General features: G+C 49.3%; 12 protein-coding genes. 2 read left to right on the top strand and 10 right to left on the bottom strand.

Features of this window, described 5'->3' with window-relative positions; all coding sequences use genetic code 11:
• Positions 1-229: 229 nt before the first annotated feature.
• Together IEW26_RS26635 and IEW26_RS26630 are read right to left on the bottom strand one after the other, a co-directional pair.
• Positions 230-1,723: a DUF2207 domain-containing protein gene (locus tag IEW26_RS26635; RefSeq protein ID WP_188594586.1), complete on the bottom strand. Its 1,494-nt coding sequence runs from the start codon at positions 1,721-1,723 to the stop codon at positions 230-232.
• A 176-nt stretch (positions 1,724-1,899) separates the two neighbouring features.
• Positions 1,900-2,289: an aspartyl-phosphate phosphatase Spo0E family protein gene (locus tag IEW26_RS26630; protein ID WP_188594585.1), complete on the bottom strand. Its 390-nt coding sequence runs from the start codon at positions 2,287-2,289 to the stop codon at positions 1,900-1,902.
• Between the two features lie 673 nt (positions 2,290-2,962).
• Here IEW26_RS26630 and IEW26_RS26625 point away from each other — a divergent pair.
• A complete protein-coding gene (locus IEW26_RS26625) occupies positions 2,963-3,619 on the top strand; it encodes a hypothetical protein (protein WP_188594584.1) in 657 nt (218 codons plus the stop codon).
• Positions 3,620-4,394: 775 nt separating this feature from the next.
• Here the strand turns inward: IEW26_RS26625 and IEW26_RS26620 are convergent.
• Positions 4,395-4,805, bottom strand: a complete 411-nt coding sequence (locus tag IEW26_RS26620) for a DUF4362 domain-containing protein (RefSeq protein ID WP_188594583.1) — start codon at positions 4,803-4,805, stop codon at positions 4,395-4,397.
• A 211-nt stretch (positions 4,806-5,016) separates the two neighbouring features.
• On the opposite strand from IEW26_RS26620, the gene IEW26_RS26615 reads away from it, so the two are divergent.
• Positions 5,017-6,660 (top strand): stalk domain-containing protein, encoded by a 1,644-nt coding sequence (locus IEW26_RS26615; protein ID WP_229730052.1) that lies wholly within the window; start codon positions 5,017-5,019, stop codon positions 6,658-6,660.
• A 142-nt stretch (positions 6,661-6,802) separates the two neighbouring features.
• Here IEW26_RS26615 and IEW26_RS26610 read toward each other — a convergent pair whose 3' ends face one another.
• The 7 genes from IEW26_RS26610 to IEW26_RS26575 form a co-directional block, all read right to left on the bottom strand.
• The gene (locus tag IEW26_RS26610; RefSeq protein ID WP_229730056.1) at positions 6,803-10,546 is read right to left on the bottom strand and encodes a glycoside hydrolase family 2 TIM barrel-domain containing protein; all 3,744 of its coding nucleotides are present in this window, start codon (positions 10,544-10,546) and stop codon (positions 6,803-6,805) included.
• Positions 10,547-11,720: 1,174 nt separating this feature from the next.
• Positions 11,721-13,652: an IucA/IucC family protein gene (locus IEW26_RS26600; RefSeq protein ID WP_188594581.1), complete on the bottom strand. Its 1,932-nt coding sequence runs from the start codon at positions 13,650-13,652 to the stop codon at positions 11,721-11,723.
• Entirely contained in the window at positions 13,612-14,937 is a 1,326-nt protein-coding gene (locus tag IEW26_RS26595) for a type III PLP-dependent enzyme (RefSeq protein WP_188594580.1), read from the bottom strand. The genes IEW26_RS26600 and IEW26_RS26595 overlap by 41 nt, the downstream gene beginning before the upstream one ends.
• Positions 14,934-15,710, bottom strand: coding sequence for an HpcH/HpaI aldolase family protein (locus tag IEW26_RS26590; protein ID WP_188594579.1), 777 nt, complete (start codon positions 15,708-15,710; stop codon positions 14,934-14,936). Before IEW26_RS26590 ends, IEW26_RS26595 begins: the two co-directional genes overlap by 4 nt.
• Positions 15,707-17,608 (bottom strand): IucA/IucC family protein, encoded by a 1,902-nt coding sequence (locus IEW26_RS26585; RefSeq protein ID WP_229730055.1) that lies wholly within the window; start codon positions 17,606-17,608, stop codon positions 15,707-15,709. The genes IEW26_RS26590 and IEW26_RS26585 overlap by 4 nt, the downstream gene beginning before the upstream one ends.
• A complete protein-coding gene (locus tag IEW26_RS26580) occupies positions 17,592-19,271 on the bottom strand; it encodes an IucA/IucC family protein (RefSeq protein WP_229730054.1) in 1,680 nt (559 codons plus the stop codon). The genes IEW26_RS26585 and IEW26_RS26580 overlap by 17 nt, the downstream gene beginning before the upstream one ends.
• On the bottom strand, positions 19,228-20,682 hold the full coding sequence (locus IEW26_RS26575) for an MFS transporter (RefSeq protein ID WP_188594577.1): 1,455 nt from the start codon (positions 20,680-20,682) through the stop codon (positions 19,228-19,230). The genes IEW26_RS26580 and IEW26_RS26575 overlap by 44 nt, the downstream gene beginning before the upstream one ends.
• Position 20,683: the final 1 nt, after the last annotated feature.

The raw sequence follows: 20,683 nt of genomic DNA, 5'->3' as shown, positions 1-20,683 counted from the left end.
GTGAACCTGAATACGCAGCATGCCAACTCACCACCAAACCTGATCATAGTCGTTCCACCTAAATTTTAACAAACGAAAATAATCATTGGAATTGAACAGAAGGAGCATTTTCGCCCCAGCATATCCAGTGATCAGGTAACTACTTCAGGTGGCCTTGCTTGCACAAGTATGCATATTACATTCTGTATTGAACAGCATAATTTCTGCTGTTGCAATGTCATGAGTGACCTCAGTCACCACCGCCACCCGAGTCCCCGCCTCCGCCGGAATCTCCGCTGTCTGATCCGTGATGATGACCGCCAGAACCGTCATGATGATCGTGTGTATGCTTATGCCCCTTTCCACTATAGCTATCCGTGTACACTGGAGAACTGCCTCCACTCCCGCCCGACTCAGGGAACACCGTTCCAAAGATATAATTAGAGCGGTCATATGGAAACTCCGCAGCAGACATAGCCCGGTACACACCTCGCAGATGTAGAGCCAATACCAAGAAAGGTGTTTGCTTCAACGTTGTTGCTCCAGGCAAGCTGTCTTCCTGCGCGGTTTTGCGTTCTGCCAGACGTCGGAGCTCAGGGTCAGGATGCTGCTGAAGCAGAGACCAATTCGTCTTACGCACGCAGCGTGAGCCGATGCCCAGCACCAGCGCGGTCTGGATAATCTGTTCGAGTGTCTCTGCCGATTCGCCCATCCTTTCGGATGGAATGCCTTTTTTGTATCGCCTGCGCCAGCGACGCATCGAAGCTTCCCAATCTTTCGCGGACGGAGTAACTTCCCTGGCAGGCAAGAACAGACGAACGAATAGCGACATAAAAAGAATAACGTACAGCCATGAAGTAAATTCCGAGTTACCCGAGATCGCCAGGCTGAGGCTAATAATGAGTCCAACACAAGCGACTTGATACAACAGGCGTACATGAATTTTGCGAATAACCAATACCCAGATCACAGTCGTCACGGTCAAACCGATTACTCCGGGCACAGAGACACGCTCTGCAAAACATACGATGCCTGTCAGCAGCATCAGAACAGGGAACATCAGATAGACGAACAGCCGCAAAAGCAGCGGCGTACGAATGAGCTGCCCCCAGTCTCTTGTCTCCAGCACTCGTTCCTTCCACGACCGTATGAAGTCTTTGTGCATTTTTTCCTTGGCTCGGTAATATTTCATATCATCTCGCCGCTCACTCTCTTCAGAGCTTGGTCCAGCCAAAGCGTCCAGCCTGAGCTGTTGTTTACCGAAACCGTAGTGCGAAAAAAGCCACTGCACCAGCTCTTGCTCATCCGCCGACGCGGAGGCAGCAGCAGATTGCATACTGTACTCCAGTGTTGTTTTTGGGGTCAGCGAAGCGTTGGATACCCCTTGATCCTTGCGGTAGCGCCCTTTGCTTTTCACAATTCGCATGCACAAGATGCCTTTACGGGTTAACTGGAACATAGACGCTTGCGTGTCTTTCAATTTCAACTGTCCTTTACTACGCAGATATGCCAGTAACAGTGGGTCTGCTTGCTCCACCTCTTCGTCTGTGAACGGCCCTCTGCTGAAGCGTACTCTCACCCAGAGCAGCAACTGAATCACAATGATGCCCAGAAGTACCCACATTATCCATTCTTGCAACTGCTTTAGCCATATCTCCTGCAAGATCGGGGCCTGCTGTCTCTGGACAAGGAACGAGTAAACAATCTGAGATGACGTATGCCCATTGGTTAAGCTATTTTCCATAAGATGACCCCTTTCTAAGAAAACACATAATCAAAATGCGATGACATCTACTCTATATAAACCTGTTCATAGGTCAAAAGAATCCATCATATTCACGTCTTCCAGCATTGCAGGCTTATCTCTCATCTTACTCCCCCATCTTCTACGTTCCAGGGATAGTGAAACGACTTTCCTGCTTACAACCGGTCAGGATATAAAATGTACGCCAGACTCCGCTTTTCATCGTACCGATCCCAGTGCAGTTGTTCGGGGTTTTGTCCTGTCTGGAGCATTACCATAAAAAGTTTAAGTTTGCTGGATGTATGGTATTCTAACTGCTCTATATCTTTGGTGTACGATCCTAACGATTTCAATTGCTCCAACTCAAACAATTCAGACATATGTAGCAAAAAACTTTCCTGTGTAGGGAGTCCGCTTTCTTCAAACAGCTTTTCAATCTTCTCTTTTACTTCCGGATCAACCTTTTTTAACTTATCATACTGATTCAGCACCATATCAAGCTCCTGGGATTTCATAAGCGTGCGCGGATCATTCATACCGTAATTTGCGGCCAGTTCATCTCCCATTCTATTTAACTCCAACATAAAATACTTCAATTCCTGTTCAGTGGTTAGGTCTTCAGAAATAAACAGCTTCTTCTGTGGAAACAGAACAACGTTATTACTCGCTGAACTGTTTTTATAAACACTCTCCATTCTCTGATTTTCCTTCCATTATTGAATTAAAATACTGTTAGGTTTGTAGGTGTCTCCGTGATGCTCAATACTGGTTAACTGCTTCCGGACATCTTCCGGGACATGTATCCATTTCAGCACTTGTTGTAGTCCTCGTGGGCCTTCTCCGCTGTTGAACCAGGAGAAGCCAGTAAACTGAATTGCTCACTGGCTGTACACTGTGACTCCTTCCAATCTCTCGATCTGGCCTGCTTGTGCATCTATAATTTTATGAGTGTGATCTGCCTGCAATTCAAGTGTCTGACCTTCTGAAACAGTAGTTCACAAAGCTGTTTTAATACCAATGTGGGTGAGTTCATACTCTGATTACCGTCTTATATCTGGCCTTTGTTGATATATTTATTACTTAATATGTTAAAAAACATGTTGATAATTCCTTTCAATTACTTTAATATGTTTTTAGTGGTAAATACAGGGGGCGTTGCATATGCATGGAATCTAATTCTTCCACCACTCTCATTTTCACAGTGAATTGAAAATTAAATCTTATTGGGAGGTTTTTCTTATGAAACTCAAAAAAATTCGTTTCGTTTTATTAGCTAGTGCATTAACCCTAGGAATCAGTGCTGCTGCCTCTGCTAATGGTACTGCCTCTGCCAATGGTATTATTGATAATAATTCCGTAAAACAAGGACAAGCTAATACTTTAGATAAAGGGTATCAGTTAGTGAATGGCAACGTTTATGATAAGTATGGAAATCTGTTGATAGTTTTGAAAAATGGATTAACACCAGATGGCTACACATTATCACCAGATTTCAGTGTGGTTTATGGTGATAATACAAATAAAACATCATTTTCTTCAAAATTAGCAGTCACTGGCACCGAAATTTTTAACGGTACTAAAAGTGTACCTAAGAACACTAATGGTAATCAGGGTGTTCAACTTGGTTCGGAATTTTCATTTACAAGTACTGAGCCTGATCTCTATGTAGAATATACATCAGGCACAGTTGATGGAGTTAACTTTAGCCTAAACAATGTTACAACCGGATCAGTTGTTAAATGGTTTTCAAATGTTCAGGTTGGTTCAAGTAATGGTCAATCATATAAAGGAGCTTATAACTCTTCAAGACCTAATGATAAATTTAGCGTAAAAGCTAGTGGACAGGGAGGTTCTGGAAACCTTACCTTACTTGTGCAAACTTTTAAATCTAATTAACTTTTAATAACTTGTCTCCCCCTCAGTGATTCACTAAAAAGTACGACCTGGCGCTCATTGTAGGAGCGCCTTTTCTCTTTTTAAACCAATTCTAAATAAAAATGCTTTGTATAGATAAGACTTTATCTGGTTGATGTTCAAAGAAAATAAAGTATTAGACTTGGAAAATATAGTTGTAGACTGGCGCGGCAACGGCAGCCGGCCGAGAGCAGCAGCAGCTCACGTTCCTGGTGCTTCCGGATGAAGCCCGGCTTCCCGATTGACGCCGGGAATCTTTAGGTTTAAGGTTTGATGAACAGTTTTCGATCTTGCTGTCTTGCCGTTTTCGTATGCTTTTGTCAAAAAGCGTTTTAATCCCATGTCCATTTCGCGTCATAGCGTTTAAACCATATATGTTCCCCAGGGTTATATATGGTTGCTATTAGGATGGAGAAGGGGCATGGGATTAGCTCAAAGACAAAAGCAGGAGAAAAAGGCAGTCAGAACGCTAAACGGTGCGGATCAAACTGCCTTTGACCTTTGCTCCGTGCGGGGTGTTAAGCGAAGGCCAGGAACGTAGGCGGCTTTAGCCGGGGTGGTTTCCCACGGCTTAGGCCGCCTAGTTATCGGCCTGAGTAACCCCGCAGCGGTGCGTACCAGGTCTTAGACGGTGTATTTTGCCGCCTTAGAGCTGGTAGCATAAGCCCTTATTCCCTTAAAGGCATTACTTGGCTTTAAGCCAAGCCTATGCTGAAGCATACATAGAAAAAGGGCAGCCCATCACAGGCCGCCCTTTTTAATATTCGGAATTTACTCCGTCCCGGCAAGTTGGCCAACACCTCAATGTTCGACTTTTAGGTGATATGTACCAGGCGCCATACATATCTCTCGTGTCATCATACGTGGTTTGAATCAGCTCACCGTCATAGACCAGCTCATGAATGATCGGGCCACCTTCAATCGTGTACATGTTTACCCGAACTTGATCGGGCTGATGCTTTTGAACGTTTTGCACAAATGTCTTCCACTTATCCCGATTCCTCATCTCTCCCATAAGCACAACAATATCCCCGCTTTCTTCGGCCTGCTCCGGGTCATGCGGTTCAATGATCGGAGGAAAAAGTGCCCTGTTCTCCTTCACTTCGGGATTCTGCTGCTTGTCATTCGAACTACAGCCTGTAACAAGTGCAGCAGCGATAAACAGCATGAGCACATATTTCCCATTAAAAATCACCTCATATGTGCAACGTGCCTTGCAGGAAATAGGTTACGTTTTTGGAAGAGTTGGCCCGCCAATACGAATGATTCTTCTGATTTTTTTGTAAAAATATTACTTAGTCCGTAACCTTAGTTCATTTCCCTGCGTTTATTTAACAGCATATCCAGTTCCCCATTCCCTTCAAAAAAGAGGCGATTTCATGTTTTCGAATCATTCAGCCAATCATGTAACAACAGAACAAACCTACCTATACTCACATCTCAAGCCTTTGAGCAGGCCAAAGGGCAAGCTCTTTCGTCGCTGTGCCAAAGTGGGCTTGTCTGCTGGTATCGTAACCGGCATGATCCTAAGCACGCTATCCTCGGTATCTCCGACGTATGCAGCCAATGGCGGGCAAGCTTCCCCAGGGAGCGTTTCAGATCATACAGTCTCGATATCTTCTATAGCCGCTCCCTCCAAAACCTCCACAACCTCCCTATCTGCTTCAAATTCAAATACAGTTCAGAAATTCTACTACACCGAGGTAGAAGGCGGATACTACTACACGGTCGCTTTAAGAAGTGACGGTTCAGTATGGACTTGGGGGCGAAATCTGCTAGGGGAACTTGGGATCAGTGATACCATAAGGTATCGCCATACATCCGGTCCTGTACGCATTCCGCAGTTATCCGATGTCACAGCCATCTCTACCGGAGGTGGTGGGTATAGTGCAGCGGTTCAAGCAGATGGAACAGCTTGGCATTGGGGAGCGGGCAGAACCCCCAGCCAGATTACCGGAATCACCAGTGCAGCTCGTGTTACTGTGGGCTCTGCCACAACCTTGGCTCTTCTTCAAGACGGAACCGTTCAATCCTGGCCAAATCCCGATCCGAAGCTGCACGGGCGTTCAAGTACAGAGGCTGAATCGAAGCTTGCTTTGCATCCAATTGCCGGATTGAATAACGTCGTTCAAACCACTCTTGCTGGACTGGACGGGTATGCATTGAAGAAAGACGGCACGGTATGGTCGTGGAAGGAAACAAGTGAACCAGGCAGCAAACCTTCCAAAGCCAAAATGATTAAAGGTCTGAGCGGCATCTCCTTCATTACAACTCAAGGCGAGGAATTACTAATCCTTGATTCCAAAGGCAGCGTCTGGAGACGGAATGCACAAGGTAAACGGACTGCCTACCATCATGAACTCAAAGTGAAAAAGATCGATGCCAACTCGAATTATGTATTGTTGGTAACTACGAGAGGTGAGGTATACAGTTATGGCAAAACCGTAACGGGCAAACAAGGGAAAGTAACAGCTTTATCCAATATTGCTGATGTATCTGCAGGTTATTACCACAGTCTCGCTCTTTCATCCGATGGAACCGTCTGGGGATGGGGCGGAGATAAGTATGAGGAGGCAGGTGCGCCTGCTACGTCTGACGGAGGGATGGTGTACACACCCGTTCAGGCCAAGCTTGGTATAGATATTGTTGTGAAAGGCAAGCTGCTCCAGTCGATCTATTCAGCCGTCGAAACATCCGACACCTTACAGCTCCCGATCAAGGATGTTGTGTCAGCCCTTGGAGCACAATTTCAGGTGCATACTGCGGAAGCAGGAGGACTGGTATCTCACTACACATTAAAATATAAGGATCGGATCATTACCATTAAACCGAATGAATCCCGATACACGGTAACCAGCATACATTCGCTTGAGCCGCAGGAAAAACAGGTTGTGCAGCTGCAAGCGCCTATAGGTAATTATTCGGGGGCAACTACAGTGCCATATGAAATTCTACAAGGGCTTGGATTAACAGTTACCTGGGACCGCAGCGCGGCCAAAGTAACGATTAATGAAGTGAAGTAGTAAAAGATCATACCCGCACATGGGAACCCGAATTAACATTTGTAGAACACTGAGCAACCACATAAACTAAAAAAAGTCCTCCTGAAATCGGTGGCGTTTAAACCAGCATCTACGATTTGAGGAGGATTTTTATCTTACTTATTTACTTCTCGAAGCGGAACCAGCCAAAGTCAAACTGACTGCCCGGCAGGAAAATAAAGGTTACCTTCTGCTCCCCGCTCACCCGCTCCAGTTCAAATGTCCGTTCCTCGTACCCCTCGGATTGAGTGAACTCCACCAGCTGATTGCTCTGTCCGTTCGCGCCCGCGAAGCGGATATGAATCGTGTTTTTGTCGATCGGTGAAGCACCATAGATCACCAGCTTCGATGTGCCCTCGCTTGTAAAATCCATCTGCTCAAACTCCAGCGAGACGTTATTGCCGATGCCTTCCACACGATCTTGCTTCACCGTGAAGGAATCCCCATACAGATGATCACATGCTGCTGCCGCATTCTGTTCAAAAGCACGGCTCTGGCGTTCAAACGAGAAACCCTTGATATGAAGCTTCTGTTTCACCACAAAGCAGATTGACGTTATGCCGCTCAGGCGTTTGGATAGACGATACGTCTGCTCCTGATAAACATTCCATATGGATTCCTTGTCATACACAACGTCGGCAATCATCGTACTGCCCTCTTCATCCGGCATGCCTTCCCAGATCTGAATGAAATATTCTTCACTGGACAGGGTGAAAATAGGAATTGTAATCGTATCGGACCCATACGGTCCGAAGTCGATATTACGGAAGCCCACATGCGTCTCGCCATCCCGGCTTGTCGCGACTCCGCGCTCATTACCGTTACCGACTTCACCTTTGGTGTAATCGTATAATCCACCCGTAATGAATTCATACGGATTTTTATAGGCTGTACCCAGACCTTCGGCTTTGAATTCAAGCTGGGAAATCAGCCTGGTTTTGTCCGTACCGTTACGGCTGCTGGCACGAAGGCGGAACGCTCCATCACCCATCGCTGATACTTTCACCACATGCTGATTTTCGCTGCTGTTGCGTGCACTTCCCCCGTCTACCGTTCCGGCATTTACTACTTTCACCTTGGCAATATTGGATTGAATACCCGCATCATTTACTGCAGACCATTCAATATCCCGGTAGAAGGTATTCTCAGGATATAGCTTGGCTGTAACGATAAGTTCCGGGTGAGACGGATCAAGCCGCTGGCCGGAATCACTGATAATCTCGATTTTTCGCAAAGGAATCTCCTGGGCGCTGCCCGTCTGCACCGGATGCTCTTCATTTTTCATAAAAACAGGCTCTTGCAGGCTTCTTGCGGAAGCAGGAGCAGTCTCGCTTAGTCCATTCACCACTCTGCTCTGTTCACTTCTGCTTTGTTTACTTCCTGATTCAGCTTCTGCGCTTGCGCTGGTTGATTTACCTCCGCTAACTTCCTGTACCGTATCTGCCGGGATCGATTCAAACGTATATGCCGCGCCTTCCAATCCCTCGGAAGAAACCTCGATCCGAACCTCTCCTGACTCGTCTGTTGCTCCGATAATCGCCATCAGCTTGCCGCTGAACAGCCTTCTGCTAAGCCCTTTATATGGATCATAGTCCGTGCTGTCCCCGTTATCCAGACCGAGCAAACGCCCTGCCCCGGTAACCTTTACCTCGACACGGTTATTGGCATTGTGCACCGGATTGCCTGCCTTATCCTCTGCTGTAATCTCTACAAAAACAAGATCTTGCCCGTCTGCCCGCAGCTGCTGCCGATCGGGATGTAGACAAAGCTTGCTCGCATCGCCAAATGAACGCTGTACATCGGTAGCAATGACGGTACCATGCTCGTCATAAGCGATCGCCTTCAGCTCCCCCGCTTCATACGGCACTTTCCACCAGCCTGACAGCTGTGTGCCATGGGCATGATCAATATCATATGTTCCAACGGTTTTGCCGTTGAACTGCAGTTCAATCCGTGGTGCATTGCTGCACACACGTACATCAATGATCTGCCCCGGGCTGAAATCCCAGTACGGGAACAGATGCACCATCGGACTCGTTTTGTAATCCGTCCATGCAGCCTGATAGATATAATAGGAGTCTTTCGGAAACGTAGCTGTATCCAGCTGGCCAAAATATGAGTTTTTCGTATGATACGGTGTCGGCTCCCCGATATAGTCGAACCCCGTCCAGAGGAATTGCCCCAAGGAATATGGATGATCCCGTTCAGCCAAAATGCAGTACTCTGGCGATTTCGCTCCCCAGCTCGTTGTACTGTTCCCGAGCGCCGAGCACTGCTCGTCATCATCATCCAGCACGGGCTGTTCATACGGGAAGTGGTAAATTCCCCGGCTCTGTACGACCGAAGAGGTCTCACTGCCATAAATAATCCAGTCCGGGTGCGCTGCATGGTGCTGGTCATAATATTTTTCCGCATAGTTGTATCCGGCCAGCTTCACGATATCCGCGCATTTCTGAGCATTTTCCCAAGGCATGTAGTTGGAACCAATCGTCACACGTGCATTGCCTTTCGGATCAAATTCCTGCACGTACTCCATCAGCATACGCGTCACTTCCTGCCCTCGCTCGTCCGCATGGGTATCATAGATTTCATTCCCGATACTCCACATGATCAAGCTGACGTGATTCCGATCACGCCTCACCCAGCTGCGAACATCCTTGTACGCCCACTCCGGGAAAAACCGTGCATAGTCATACGGCGTCTTCGCCCGTTCCCACATGTCAAATGCTTCCGACACCACCAGCATTCCCATCTCATCGGCAAGCTCCATAAACTCCTTCGCCGGCATGTTATGCGCGGTCCGAATGGCGTTAACCCCCATCTTTTGGAGCAAAACAAACCTTCTTCTCAGTGCAGTAACATTAAAAGCAGCCCCGAGTGCTCCGAGATCATGGTGTTCACACACACCGTTCAGCTTTATTTTGGTTCCGTTCAGAACGAAGCCCTCGCTGGCGTCCAGCCTGACATGTTTGAAGCCGATCCGCTGTTGCACCGTTTCCACGATCTGCTCCTGTTGATCCTCCGAGATCAGCCGCAGCTCCGTGACAAGATCATATAAATGTGGTGTGTCCGGGCTCCAAAGGCTCGGATGGTGAACGATCAGCTCCTGGGTATTATTGAAATGATTAGTGCACGTCTGCGTATTTATCTCTGTGGCTACATCTCCAACTGCATTGGCATCTGTACCTGTATCTGTACCTGTATCTGTATCTGTATGAATGTTTGTATCTCCACCTGCATATGTGTTCAAATCTATACCTGTATTTACATCTTTAGCCGTACCTGCATTTGTATCCGTCCCTTTATCCTTCGTGACGTATGCCGGAACCTCTGCCTGCGATGACGCAACCACCTCGCCGTTGAACAGAATGGTATGCACCAATGCTGCTCGCTGGTTCTGCTCCGGCTCCAATTGCAGCTCCGTATCCACCTCTACCTGCCAGCCATCCGGCTGCTGCTGCTGAATCGATACATAGATACCATCCGTGACGATATGGTTGCCTGACCTTGTTTTCAACCACACATTCCGATAGATGCCCGCCCCGGAATACCATCTGCTATTCGGACTTTGATGCACCACTTTAACAATAATCTCATTATCGCCTTCCACCAAAGCCTCCGTAATGTCATGCTCAAATGCAGAATAACCGTACTTCCACTCGCCAACCAGCTGTCCATTCACATACACGGACGAATCCATGTACACCCCGTCAAAGCACAAAATATACTGTAACTCATCCTTCGTATACCGGAACGTCTTGCGATACCAGCCAATACTGTCCTCATATAAATCCAGCGTATTGTAAATCAGCCAATCATGAGGAAGCTCAACCGCCTCAAAAGCAAGATCAGCAAAATCTGTAAGCATACCAAGATCATTAGGTTCAGTAAGTTCAATAGCATCAGTAGGTTCGGTAGCATTTGTAGGATCGGTAGCCCTAGTAAGTTCGATAGCATTAGTAGGATCGGTAGCCCCAATATGTTCAGTAGCACTAGTTAGATCGGTAGCATTAGTAAGTTTAGCGAGGTCAGTAAGGTCACTAGAGTTCATAGGGTTAGTAGAGTCCGCCAGTTCAGCAAATTCAATACGGTCAGTTGGCCAGGTAACACTCAAATCGCTTTTGGCAAACTGCCAGCCATCATTAAATAGTATTCTCTTGTTCATCTGCTCTGCTCACTTTCTTCTGGTTGAATAGTAGTTACATAAACCAAATCATCAGTGCACCAAAATCAACATTTACAACCCTAATCCGAAAACCTTTTCGATAAAATGTATATTTGTCTCCAACATTATACCGATTATACCATCTGTCTCTGTTTTGTAACGTAAATTCGTGTATTTACTCAGATTAAATAGTGAACGTTTTCATTTATGTCCAACATAAAGTCTCCTACCTGGTAACCTGCGTCCCCACCATGACGCCAACAGCAAAAAGGCAACCCAAACACGGGTCACCACCTGCTGTACTTCCACACTTCTACTGCTTACAATGCGAAATTTGTGCCTTCTTATATCTATAATACTAACAAATCTACAATCGCAACCGACCGGATCAACCTTGCCACTTTTCTAACGAATCCTAGAAACGCTATTCAGGCCATATTCCCCGCTTTTATTTTCTAACGCTCCCAGGAAACCTTATTCGGAGAGAAACATACGAAAATCGGCGCCAAACTCATGTTTTCAGTAAAATAAGGTTTGTGGGAATCGTTACAATTTCAACACGCCCCAAATCGCTCAAATAAGCTCATCTGGAATCGTTAAAACATACTGGGTATCGGGGCAGACTTAATTCTTAACTTTTAAATCCATACCGCCGTACTCCACCATTCCTATCTATTCCCATCATTCCTACCTATTCTATTCCCGTCCGCCGCCATCCATCCCAACTATCATTCCTAACTACTCCTGACTATTCGGACTATTTATTTCCATTCCTTACCTTTACAATCACTTTGTCTCCTCCCTCCCCTTTCCTTCCCTTATCTCATCCCTTCTTCTCTCTCATCCCTCCCCACCTCTTCTTTTCTTTATCCTTCCTCTATCCCTTGTAAAAGGGGTTCCACCCCTGGCCTTTGCCCGACGGCATCGCGCCTGGCACCCCATCCGCCTCAAGCAGCGGACGGACAACTAACTTCACAGGCCACGTCTCGCTCTCGAAAATAACACGAGCAAGCGCGGCCCGATCCGCTTCGGGAAGCTGCACAGCGTGCAGCACTTCCCGCCAGGCCTGCTCCGTGATATCCCAGAACTCCGTTTCCGGGATGTTATACACTTCGCTCAAAGCCTCCATGATCGCAGCCAGATTCACCTGCGTCCCGAGAGACTGCACATAGAAGATCAGCTTCTCGATCGTATCATTGTACAGGCTGTTCGAATATCCGGGGCGAATATGATATGCCGGATCGGCTATCCCATGCTTGTCCAGATACGGCTGATGCAGACGCACAGAGTCATGGTCCCGGAACAGCAGCCCCTTCACCTGGTTATTCCGCAGCACGAGACAGCAATTTTGACCATGAATCTCCGGCACAACGCCCACCTTGAACAGTCGCATGACGATATCATAGAACGTGGTGGCTATATCGGAATAGAAGTTCAGCACATGCTCCGTGCTCAGCTCCCTGCCCACAATTTCGCTCAGCAGATGGTGCCCGTCCAGATTTACGCCGAGTGCAGCCATGGGAACAATATGATAGGCATCATCCAGAAGCTCAGCGGGATAAACACGAATCTGTGCCGCCAAATGCCGCGGATGATCATCGAACAGCCCCATCGACTCCGGCATGTATCCCCACCAGTTCTGCTCCTCACACATGTATACCTTGTCTCTCAATGTCTCGTCACAAGCCACCGCCTGTCTCAGCATTCGTTCCCCGGCGAGTCCGTTCAGCAGCTTAACCACCGGAAGATAACGCGCTGCACCCAGCGACAGAACACTAACCGGAAGCTTGAGCATAAGCGCAGACTCGGCAGTTTGAGCCATGGAGCGCAGGGAAGACGTAGCCAATACGTCGCCAATCTGTGTATCCAGCACAACAATCGTGCCCTCTACGATCTCTTTGGTGAAGCGAGGCAAAATAACATGCTCCAGCTGCCACGGATGGACTGGCATCGGCAAATACGCTTCCATGCTCAGACCTCTGCGAAGGTATTCCGACTGCATCTCCTCCCGCTGGGAATCATACAGTACATCCAGAATGGACATGCCGTCTTCACATCCCTGCTGTACCGCATCCCGCTTGATTGCTACCCAGCGCAGCCGGATCGCCTTCCCGAACTCGGCTGCATACGCGGTAACATCTTCAGCACTGAATCCAATCTTTGCTTTGGAGGAGGGATGGAACGGTCGGTCCCGCAGTGCAGCAATCCGCTCTCCCTTTACAAACCACTCATACGCAGACTTCGGAGTACATTCAGCCAACGACTGCACCTGATCCCAGCCCAGTGCATACTGCTCCACAGCCATATTCACGCTTGCCAGAAAATCAGCCACACCCGGCTGTGCATAAGCCTCAGGGGACAATGCCCGCTGCAGCACCGCTCGGGCCACTTCGACAGGCGTGGAAATCTCACTCCAGCGTCCATCCGCCTTCATGACAAAAACAGGTGAACCCGGAACCCACTGAATGGCCTGCCTTACTCCTTTTTCCACCAGACACAGTACACCCTCCGTATGCAAACCCAAACGAAAAGCCACCGCAGCAGTAGACTTATTCTCACTGGAACTGTTCTCATTCTTGTTCTGCTCATCGACCATGTGATGGTGTGTATGATGCTTCTCCGTGCTCTTTTCTGCTTGAGCTTCATACCCCTTGTATAGATTTCGAAGCTGGGCAGGAGCATGGGCAAGCTCTACAAAAGATTGACCTTCAAGCGGAAGCAGCTGCTCCGCCAGCAGGCAATTCATAAGATCAGACAATACCCGCAGCTCAGCAGCTTGCCGACTGGAACACTGAATTAGCGTTGACATGTTCATCCTCCTCCGTCAAATAGTAGAACAACGGGTGCGGATGCCCCAGGAAATCGTGATGGGAGATCGTCCAGGAGTACGCACCGGATTTAACAAAAACGACAATATCGCCTACCCGCAACCTGTGCACTTCTGCGTCTGAATGCAGACGATCCTTCGGTGTACACAACTCACCTGCAATGTGGACTCGTTCTTCCTTTACTTCGGGTCTGCTGAACGTATGCTTCCATTGCTCCATATATACAATCTGAAATGGATGATTGTGTCCCCATGATGCAGGCAGACGCTGATGATGTGTACCTCCCCGTACTATGGCAAACCACTGTCCATGCGAGCGCTTCATATCCGTGACCTCTGCTGCGTAATAACCATGATCGGCAACCAACAGCCGACCTGATTCGAAGAACAGCTCTCCTCCGCGGTTAGCAAGACGCTTTCTGGCCTCGCTCTGTTGCAAAAGCTCCGTAAATAAAGACCAGTCAAAGCCGGGACTGCCATCATACGTCACCCCGAAGCCACCACCCGCGTTCACAACTTCAACCTGCAAGTGATACTGCTGCTGCCATTGTTCCACTTTTTGCAAATAGAGCTCGATCATCTCGGCATGCAGCCCTGCATCCATGTTGTTAGATAAGGAATGAAAATGGAAGCCGCACAACCGAACCACACCCGCGCCTTCCACACGAAGCAGTTCGATGGCTTCCTCCAGATCCTCCTCATCCATACCGAATGGACTCGGACTGCCACCCATCACAATCTTCGTTTGCGGCAGCGCACTGCTTCGCAGGTTAATGCGCAGCAGTACACGAACCTCAGGCACATCTACGCTGTTACTTCTGCTCTCCACAACATGCTCCGACTGCTGCCCATGTTCATCACGTGTTACGCTGCGCTCCTTGGCAATGGCGATAATACGCCGCAGCTCCAGCAGGCTCTCCACATGGATATAGCTCACGTTCTGCTCCAACGCCTGGCGCAGCTCGCTTTCCTTCTTGCCCGGACCTCCGAACAGAATTGGAACCTCGCGGCTAACCGACCTCACCTTCAGCAGCTCGCCAATGGAAGCGACCTCAAAGCCCTTCACGCACGGAAGCAGTGCTTCAATAATCCGCGGATCGGGGTTTGCTTTGATCGCATAGAACAATCTTGTGTGCACAGGCATCTTCTCCCGCATGCTTTGCACCTGTGCACGTATTCCGGCCAGATCATAGATGTATGCGCAGACCGGGTCGTCCATGTTTGCCCGTTTTATTTCATGCAATGCTTGCTGTACCTTTGGTTTCATGTCAGTCCACCTGCATTTCTGTAGTCGTTCCGCTTCTGGGCATATGCCCGAAATGCTGTATTACGGTCATCCCCCAGCACATAGATGTGCACATCCCGTTCACGCCATACCTGCATGTCCTTGATTCCCCTTGTCACCGTGGCATAAGGTACGTCACACTGCTGTGCAGTATCATGGAGTGTACGCAGTGCATCCTGCACTTCAGGGTGATCTGTCTGCCATGGCACACCGAGCGACTGCGACAAGTCTGCCGCCCCTTCCAGCACAAAGCTCACCTGTGGATGAGACAAAATTTCCGGGCTTTGCCGCACACCCTTCACACTTTCAATCATGGGCACAATCATCACCTGTTCATTGGCTTCCGCAATGTAATCTGTAAGCGGGAATTTACCGAATACGCCCGGGCGTCCGCTGTTCAGACTGCGCATGCCTAACGGGTGATAATAGGCATGATGCACAGCCTCCTTCACTTGAGCGAGCGTTTCCACATGGGGAATGACGATGCCCTGTGCCCCGCAGTCCAGCACCTTCAGAATTTCGGTCCGCTCCACCTTCGGGATGCGTACCAAGGGTGTAAGCTCAGCCAGCTCGGCCGCCCGAATCAGTTCTTCTACGGATTCCATAGACGTTGTTGTATGCTCCAGATCAATAATGACAAAGTCATATTCGGCCTGACCGATCATCTCTATGATGATCGGATGCGGAATAGAGACGAACAGGCCAAATACCTCCTGTTTGCGAGCGATCTTCTGCTTGAGTGTATTCACTCTCATAAGCTTTCTCCCTTCTGCTCCAGCATATCCTTGGCCCGTTTGAGCGGGTTGCTTGCTTTGCGGAAATACAGCTCGCCGTCTCCATACAAGCGACGTTTGGTCATCTCTTCAATCAGAGCATCCGCTGCAAAAAGGTCGAACATGTCATACCTCTCCGCATACTCGGGATGCTGCCGCTGATAATCGAGAATAACCCTCGCACATAGCTGCCAGAAGCTTTCTTCAGACAGGCCAAACGGCTCCAGTGACAGTGCAATATCCGTCATACAGATAAAAAAGAATGCATCATACGTATAGTCGCGCACCTCCGACACATCATCAGCATAGATGAACGAATACCGGTTGAACTTACGGTGTGTTTCCGGTTCGGGATGCAGCTTGGGCGCACGTTCCGGGTGCAATAGCTGATCCGGCACGTACCGAACGCCATCATGCAAATCCTTGATGATGATGCGTTTGGGCAGTTCTTTTTCCAGCACCAGAATGATATTCTGGGCATGAGTCTCAAGCGCAATCCCGTGCGCATACAGCAGATGAACAATCGGCAAAGTGAGTGTGCGAACCAGCGCCTCCCCCCACTCCTGCACACCATACCGTTGGATGGCCTCCTGTACAAAAGGGACTCCGTTCCGCTGCACCAGCATCAGGGCATTCAGCGGCCAGGCCGTCTCACCTGCGTTCAGGTGAACGGATACATTTTCACGCCAGATCGCACCGAGCGTGCCGTAAGCACGCCCATATTGGATGGCGGGCAGTTGTTCGTAGCGGAACGAAAGGCCCATGATTTCTTTTAAAATGGCAAACTGCTCCTGCTGCAACAGCTCATCCTCACGTACCAGTTGATCCAGCCAATCGCTGATTAAAGGGGCATTTTGCGTAGTATGCTGGGCAAGAATGCGTGTGCTCGACGTGTTGGTTATGCTCAGAGCCAGCTTGATATAAGGTGCCTTGGCATTCATCCGGCTGGAAAGGGAACGAATGGACTGCTGCGCACGATAGGAGCAGGAAGCTGCTCCCAGATACACCATGTCTCCATCCATCAGCTGCCGGGCAAATATGGACTCAAGCGCATGCTCCCACTGCCAGGGATGAACCGGGATCAAGATGTAGGAACCGATATCGTGCGAACCTGTTTTGGCCAAAAGAGTCTGACGGAACTGCTGCCTGTCCTCCCCGGTCAGGTGCTGCTCCAGCAGAGCCTCACAAGTGTAACCGCCGGATACAGCTGTTTGGGCCAGTTCCTTTCTCACCGCAATCCAGTTGAGCGCAACGTCTGCATTAAACTCAGGGCCGTAGGCCAGATTGTCCTGCAGCGAGAAGCCCAGCCGTGACTTGTAGCTTGGATGATACAGATGACCGTCGGTCATGTGACTTTCCAGTGCATCATAGTGCCGATCCTCGGCTGGAATGCTCAGGGGCAGTGCCGCACGACACTGACTATCCTTAGCCAGCGTTTCCTGCAACTCATGAATAAAGGCCGATACATGCGCACCCTTCAGGTGGTTCAGCACCAGCTCCTCCAGAAACCGGTCCAGATCGGTACAATGAACGCCTTCACGTTGAATGGAGCCCTTTTTCACCTTCACCCGGCCAAACGAAAACTTTTGCTCCGCTTCACAGGTGTACACCACGGATTCGCCTGACGCCGCCGTTCCGCTGGTACGCCACTCTTTGCCGTTCACCTGACAATCCAGAATGCCCTCAAACCACATCGCCTCCAGCGTCTGCCGCATGATTCGCTCCTGAGCCTCCACGTATACGGGGGCTGACCCTTCACTTGAGTTATTCCGCGCATGATACCCCAAGGTATTTGTTCTTACCGATTCCTCTGCTCCTGTTGTGCCTGACCATTTTTCTGTACATTTTTCTGTTCCTTTTGTCTCAGTTCTGATATCCATGAATCTCACGCGCTTCACTCCCTAAACATTTCATGACGTTACGTACCCGCACATAAGTCGGGGTCTGACTAATGCCCGTGAGACAGCTGACCAGATTTTGCTTCGCCAGAAAAGCGTCTGCAGTCAGCAGATGCCGTACATAGATATTGCCTGTTCGAGCCAGCTCTGCTTCCAGCGCATCACGCACCTGCATCCAGAAATGCTCTTCCGGCACTCCCATATCCCGGGCCAGAACATGAATTAATGAGCCGAGATGGTTGACGATAAAATAATACGAGGTCCGCGCCCACGCCTGTTCACGCGAATAAAATAACAGCTCATGATGCGGTCGATCACTCACGGATTCCCGGTCAACACTTACCCCTTCCAGATCACGCACGATAAAAGCAATCGGCATGCCCTGCTTCAACGTCACCAATGTATTCTGTAGATGGGCTTCAAAATGAATGCCTTTCTCATCAGCCGCCCTTACCAGCGGTAGTAACGAGCAGTTCAGATAACGCTCAAACCATTGCTCCACCTGGCTACCAGCACGATCCTCAAGTATAGTGATCAGCCGGGATGGTGCTCCGGGAAAGGGCGACTCCACCAGACTGGACAGCACATACGTATTCGCAGGATCAAACTCAATCGGTCGATAAGCGATGGTGAACAGGCTTGTCAGTTGTTCATCCTCGAACCTGCATGTCGCCACGCCTGTCTCATACGCGATATGTGTCTGCGGCTCAGCAGTAAAACACCCCTGCTGCCACACATATCTGGACGCATCCAAAGTTCGCCGCATCTGCTCGGCGTTATTCGTTCGAATCATATTGGTAATCTGCATATTCAGTGAAAGCTTGATGTTGCAGCTCCAGTCTGGCACGTATACCGTACGGACAGAGGACGTCGGATAGACAAGCGGTCCTATCCTGCCGAGCAGCAGCAGCTTCTCTTCACGGATATAGGACTGAACCTCTTCCAGATGTAAAATGTGCTCATACTGCCATGGATGGACGGGCAGCAGCCTGTACATGCTCATTTTTTCGTTGGACACAGGCAGATCATAGCTTGCCAGCAAGGGATGAAGATTTATTTTATCCGCGTGCTCCACCCATTCGTCTGTATACACATCCTGCCTTACGGCGATATAACAGAGCTGGAACGAGGCTCGAAGCTCCGGGCTGTACTGGTGCACATCCTGTGTGGTGAAGCCCCTTGAGTTTTTGGGAAAAGGGTGAAATGGATGCCCGTACAGCAAAGACTGCTCGGACGTGATGTAATTATGGAAGTCGCCGCCAGCCCCCTGCTCCATATACAAGGTCAGATTGGATACACTGTTCTCCACCTTATGAGCAAAATCGTTGATCCGATCCTTAACGTGTTCTGTTTGATCGACAACCTCAGCGGAAATCCAGCGTACCAGATCACGATAATGGACCGATTCGCCGTTACAGTTCATGGTGACGTACTCATGCTCCCCCATGGCCGAATAGTAGGATAGCTTCCCTGTCACCTTTACACCGCTGCATGGAAAAGAGATCGAATAAGTCAGCTTATCTGGGCTGAGCTGTATCTGCTCGGCTCTTTCCGGCCCAAGCTCACGGACATAACAGTTCAGCAGCAGTTTGCATGTATGTTCATCGGCCTGCTGTGCCGCCCTGGACTTGCGTTTGATTTCCATTTTGAACAAGGATGCCTACCTTCTTTCGGGTTATAAGTAATACAAGAGGCAGCGTCAGCAGGATGGCGCACCCCAGACCGATGCAGATTTCCTGAAGAGCGCCCCATTTAGCCAAATCCACAGCTCTGCCATTCCCGGCCAATGACTGCCAGCGCATATCGTAATACAGCGTCATACCCATGACTGCAAAGGATGAAGCCAGTCGCTCAATCGTCGTGCTTAACACCGATCCTTCATGCATGTCTTCCTCCGGCAAGGCCTGTAGTCCAAGCGAAGTGATGCTCATGCCTGACAGTCCTACACCGATCCCGCGACATGCCATCAGCACACCGATGATCCAGATTGGCGGTCCCATGGGCAGAAAAGCAAACGTCAGGATAGACAACGATACGAGCAGCGTTCCCCACGCGATAAATCGCAACGAACGGCCACGATCCAGCAGATTACCGCCAATCCACATGAACAGACTCGTGCAGATGGACAGTGGAATGAACAATGCCCCGGAAAGTGCCGGGGATAATTGAAATACTTCCTGCAGAAGCAGGGGCACAGCAAAAATGACCCCAAACATCACACAATCCTGAATCGTGGAGATGACAACCGTGAGCGGATATATGCCTTGTCTTCGCAGCAGCTTGTAACGAATCAGCGGTTCCTCACGTCGATTCTCTACATGGACAAAGCGAATCAGCAGGAGCAAGCCAAGTGCAATTACAGACCACGGTATCCAGAGGGATATCCCGGGACTGGCATATACCTGCACACCCAGACTGAATGCACCAATCGCCATAACAAGCCGCAGCATGCTGGAGACATGCCACTTTTTTCTACGAGCCGGGATATAGGTTTGAATAACACGTGCACATCCGATGAACGAAAAAACGGCAAGAGGCACGTTAAGCCAAAACAGCATTTCAAGCCGTCCATACTGAATGATAACGCCACCCAAGGTTGGTCCGGCTGCCGGAGCGAGCATAAGCAGCAGCCCCCAAGCGCCCGTTATGCGTCCCCGCACTCCCGGTCCATAAACGTCAAACAGCAGCACAAGGGATAGCGGAATCATCAGGCCGGCAGCAGCACCATGCATGAACCGAACCACCAGCAGCACCTCGATTGAAGTATGAAACAGTGCCCCCAGCACGGAGAAACCTCCATAGATGGCAATGCCCAGCATGTACGTCCGCTTGCGTCCCAGACGATCTACGATCAGGGAGGCCAGCGGCATCGTTAATGTCATGGCGAGCATGTACAGCGCAATAATCCAGCCGCCTACGGTGGTGGAGATATGATAATGCTCAATAAAATAAGGCAGCAGCAGGTTAAACGCACTGTTGGTAAGCACCAGGGTAAAGGCTCCAAGCAGAATAGCCAGTAATACCGTATGCCGCCGAAGCAATGATTTTTTCAGCATG

Source organism: Paenibacillus silvae, assembly GCF_014639235.1.
Taxonomy (GTDB): Bacteria; Bacillota; Bacilli; order Paenibacillales; family Paenibacillaceae; genus Paenibacillus; species Paenibacillus silvae.
This window is presented reverse-complemented; position numbering and strand designations above follow the sequence as displayed.

What these genes read in the sequence shown, in the direction of transcription:
- IEW26_RS26635 (WP_188594586.1), bottom strand. Translation starts at nt 1,723, where the DNA reads ATGGAAAATAGCTTAACCAATGGGCATACGTCATCTCAGATTGTTTAC.
- IEW26_RS26630 (WP_188594585.1), bottom strand. Translation starts at nt 2,289, where the DNA reads ATGGGAGATGAACTGGCCGCAAATTACGGTATGAATGATCCGCGCACG.
- IEW26_RS26625 (WP_188594584.1), top strand. Translation starts at nt 2,963, where the DNA reads ATGAAACTCAAAAAAATTCGTTTCGTTTTATTAGCTAGTGCATTAACC.
- IEW26_RS26620 (WP_188594583.1), bottom strand. Translation starts at nt 4,805, where the DNA reads ATGCTGTTTATCGCTGCTGCACTTGTTACAGGCTGTAGTTCGAATGAC.
- IEW26_RS26615 (WP_229730052.1), top strand. Translation starts at nt 5,017, where the DNA reads ATGTTTTCGAATCATTCAGCCAATCATGTAACAACAGAACAAACCTAC.
- IEW26_RS26610 (WP_229730056.1), bottom strand. Translation starts at nt 10,546, where the DNA reads ATGCTTACAGATTTTGCTGATCTTGCTTTTGAGGCGGTTGAGCTTCCT.
- IEW26_RS26600 (WP_188594581.1), bottom strand. Translation starts at nt 13,652, where the DNA reads ATGTCAACGCTAATTCAGTGTTCCAGTCGGCAAGCTGCTGAGCTGCGG.
- IEW26_RS26595 (WP_188594580.1), bottom strand. Translation starts at nt 14,937, where the DNA reads ATGAAACCAAAGGTACAGCAAGCATTGCATGAAATAAAACGGGCAAAC.
- IEW26_RS26590 (WP_188594579.1), bottom strand. Translation starts at nt 15,710, where the DNA reads ATGAGAGTGAATACACTCAAGCAGAAGATCGCTCGCAAACAGGAGGTA.
- IEW26_RS26585 (WP_229730055.1), bottom strand. Translation starts at nt 17,608, where the DNA reads ATGGATATCAGAACTGAGACAAAAGGAACAGAAAAATGTACAGAAAAA.
- IEW26_RS26580 (WP_229730054.1), bottom strand. Translation starts at nt 19,271, where the DNA reads ATGGAAATCAAACGCAAGTCCAGGGCGGCACAGCAGGCCGATGAACAT.
- IEW26_RS26575 (WP_188594577.1), bottom strand. Translation starts at nt 20,682, where the DNA reads ATGCTGAAAAAATCATTGCTTCGGCGGCATACGGTATTACTGGCTATT.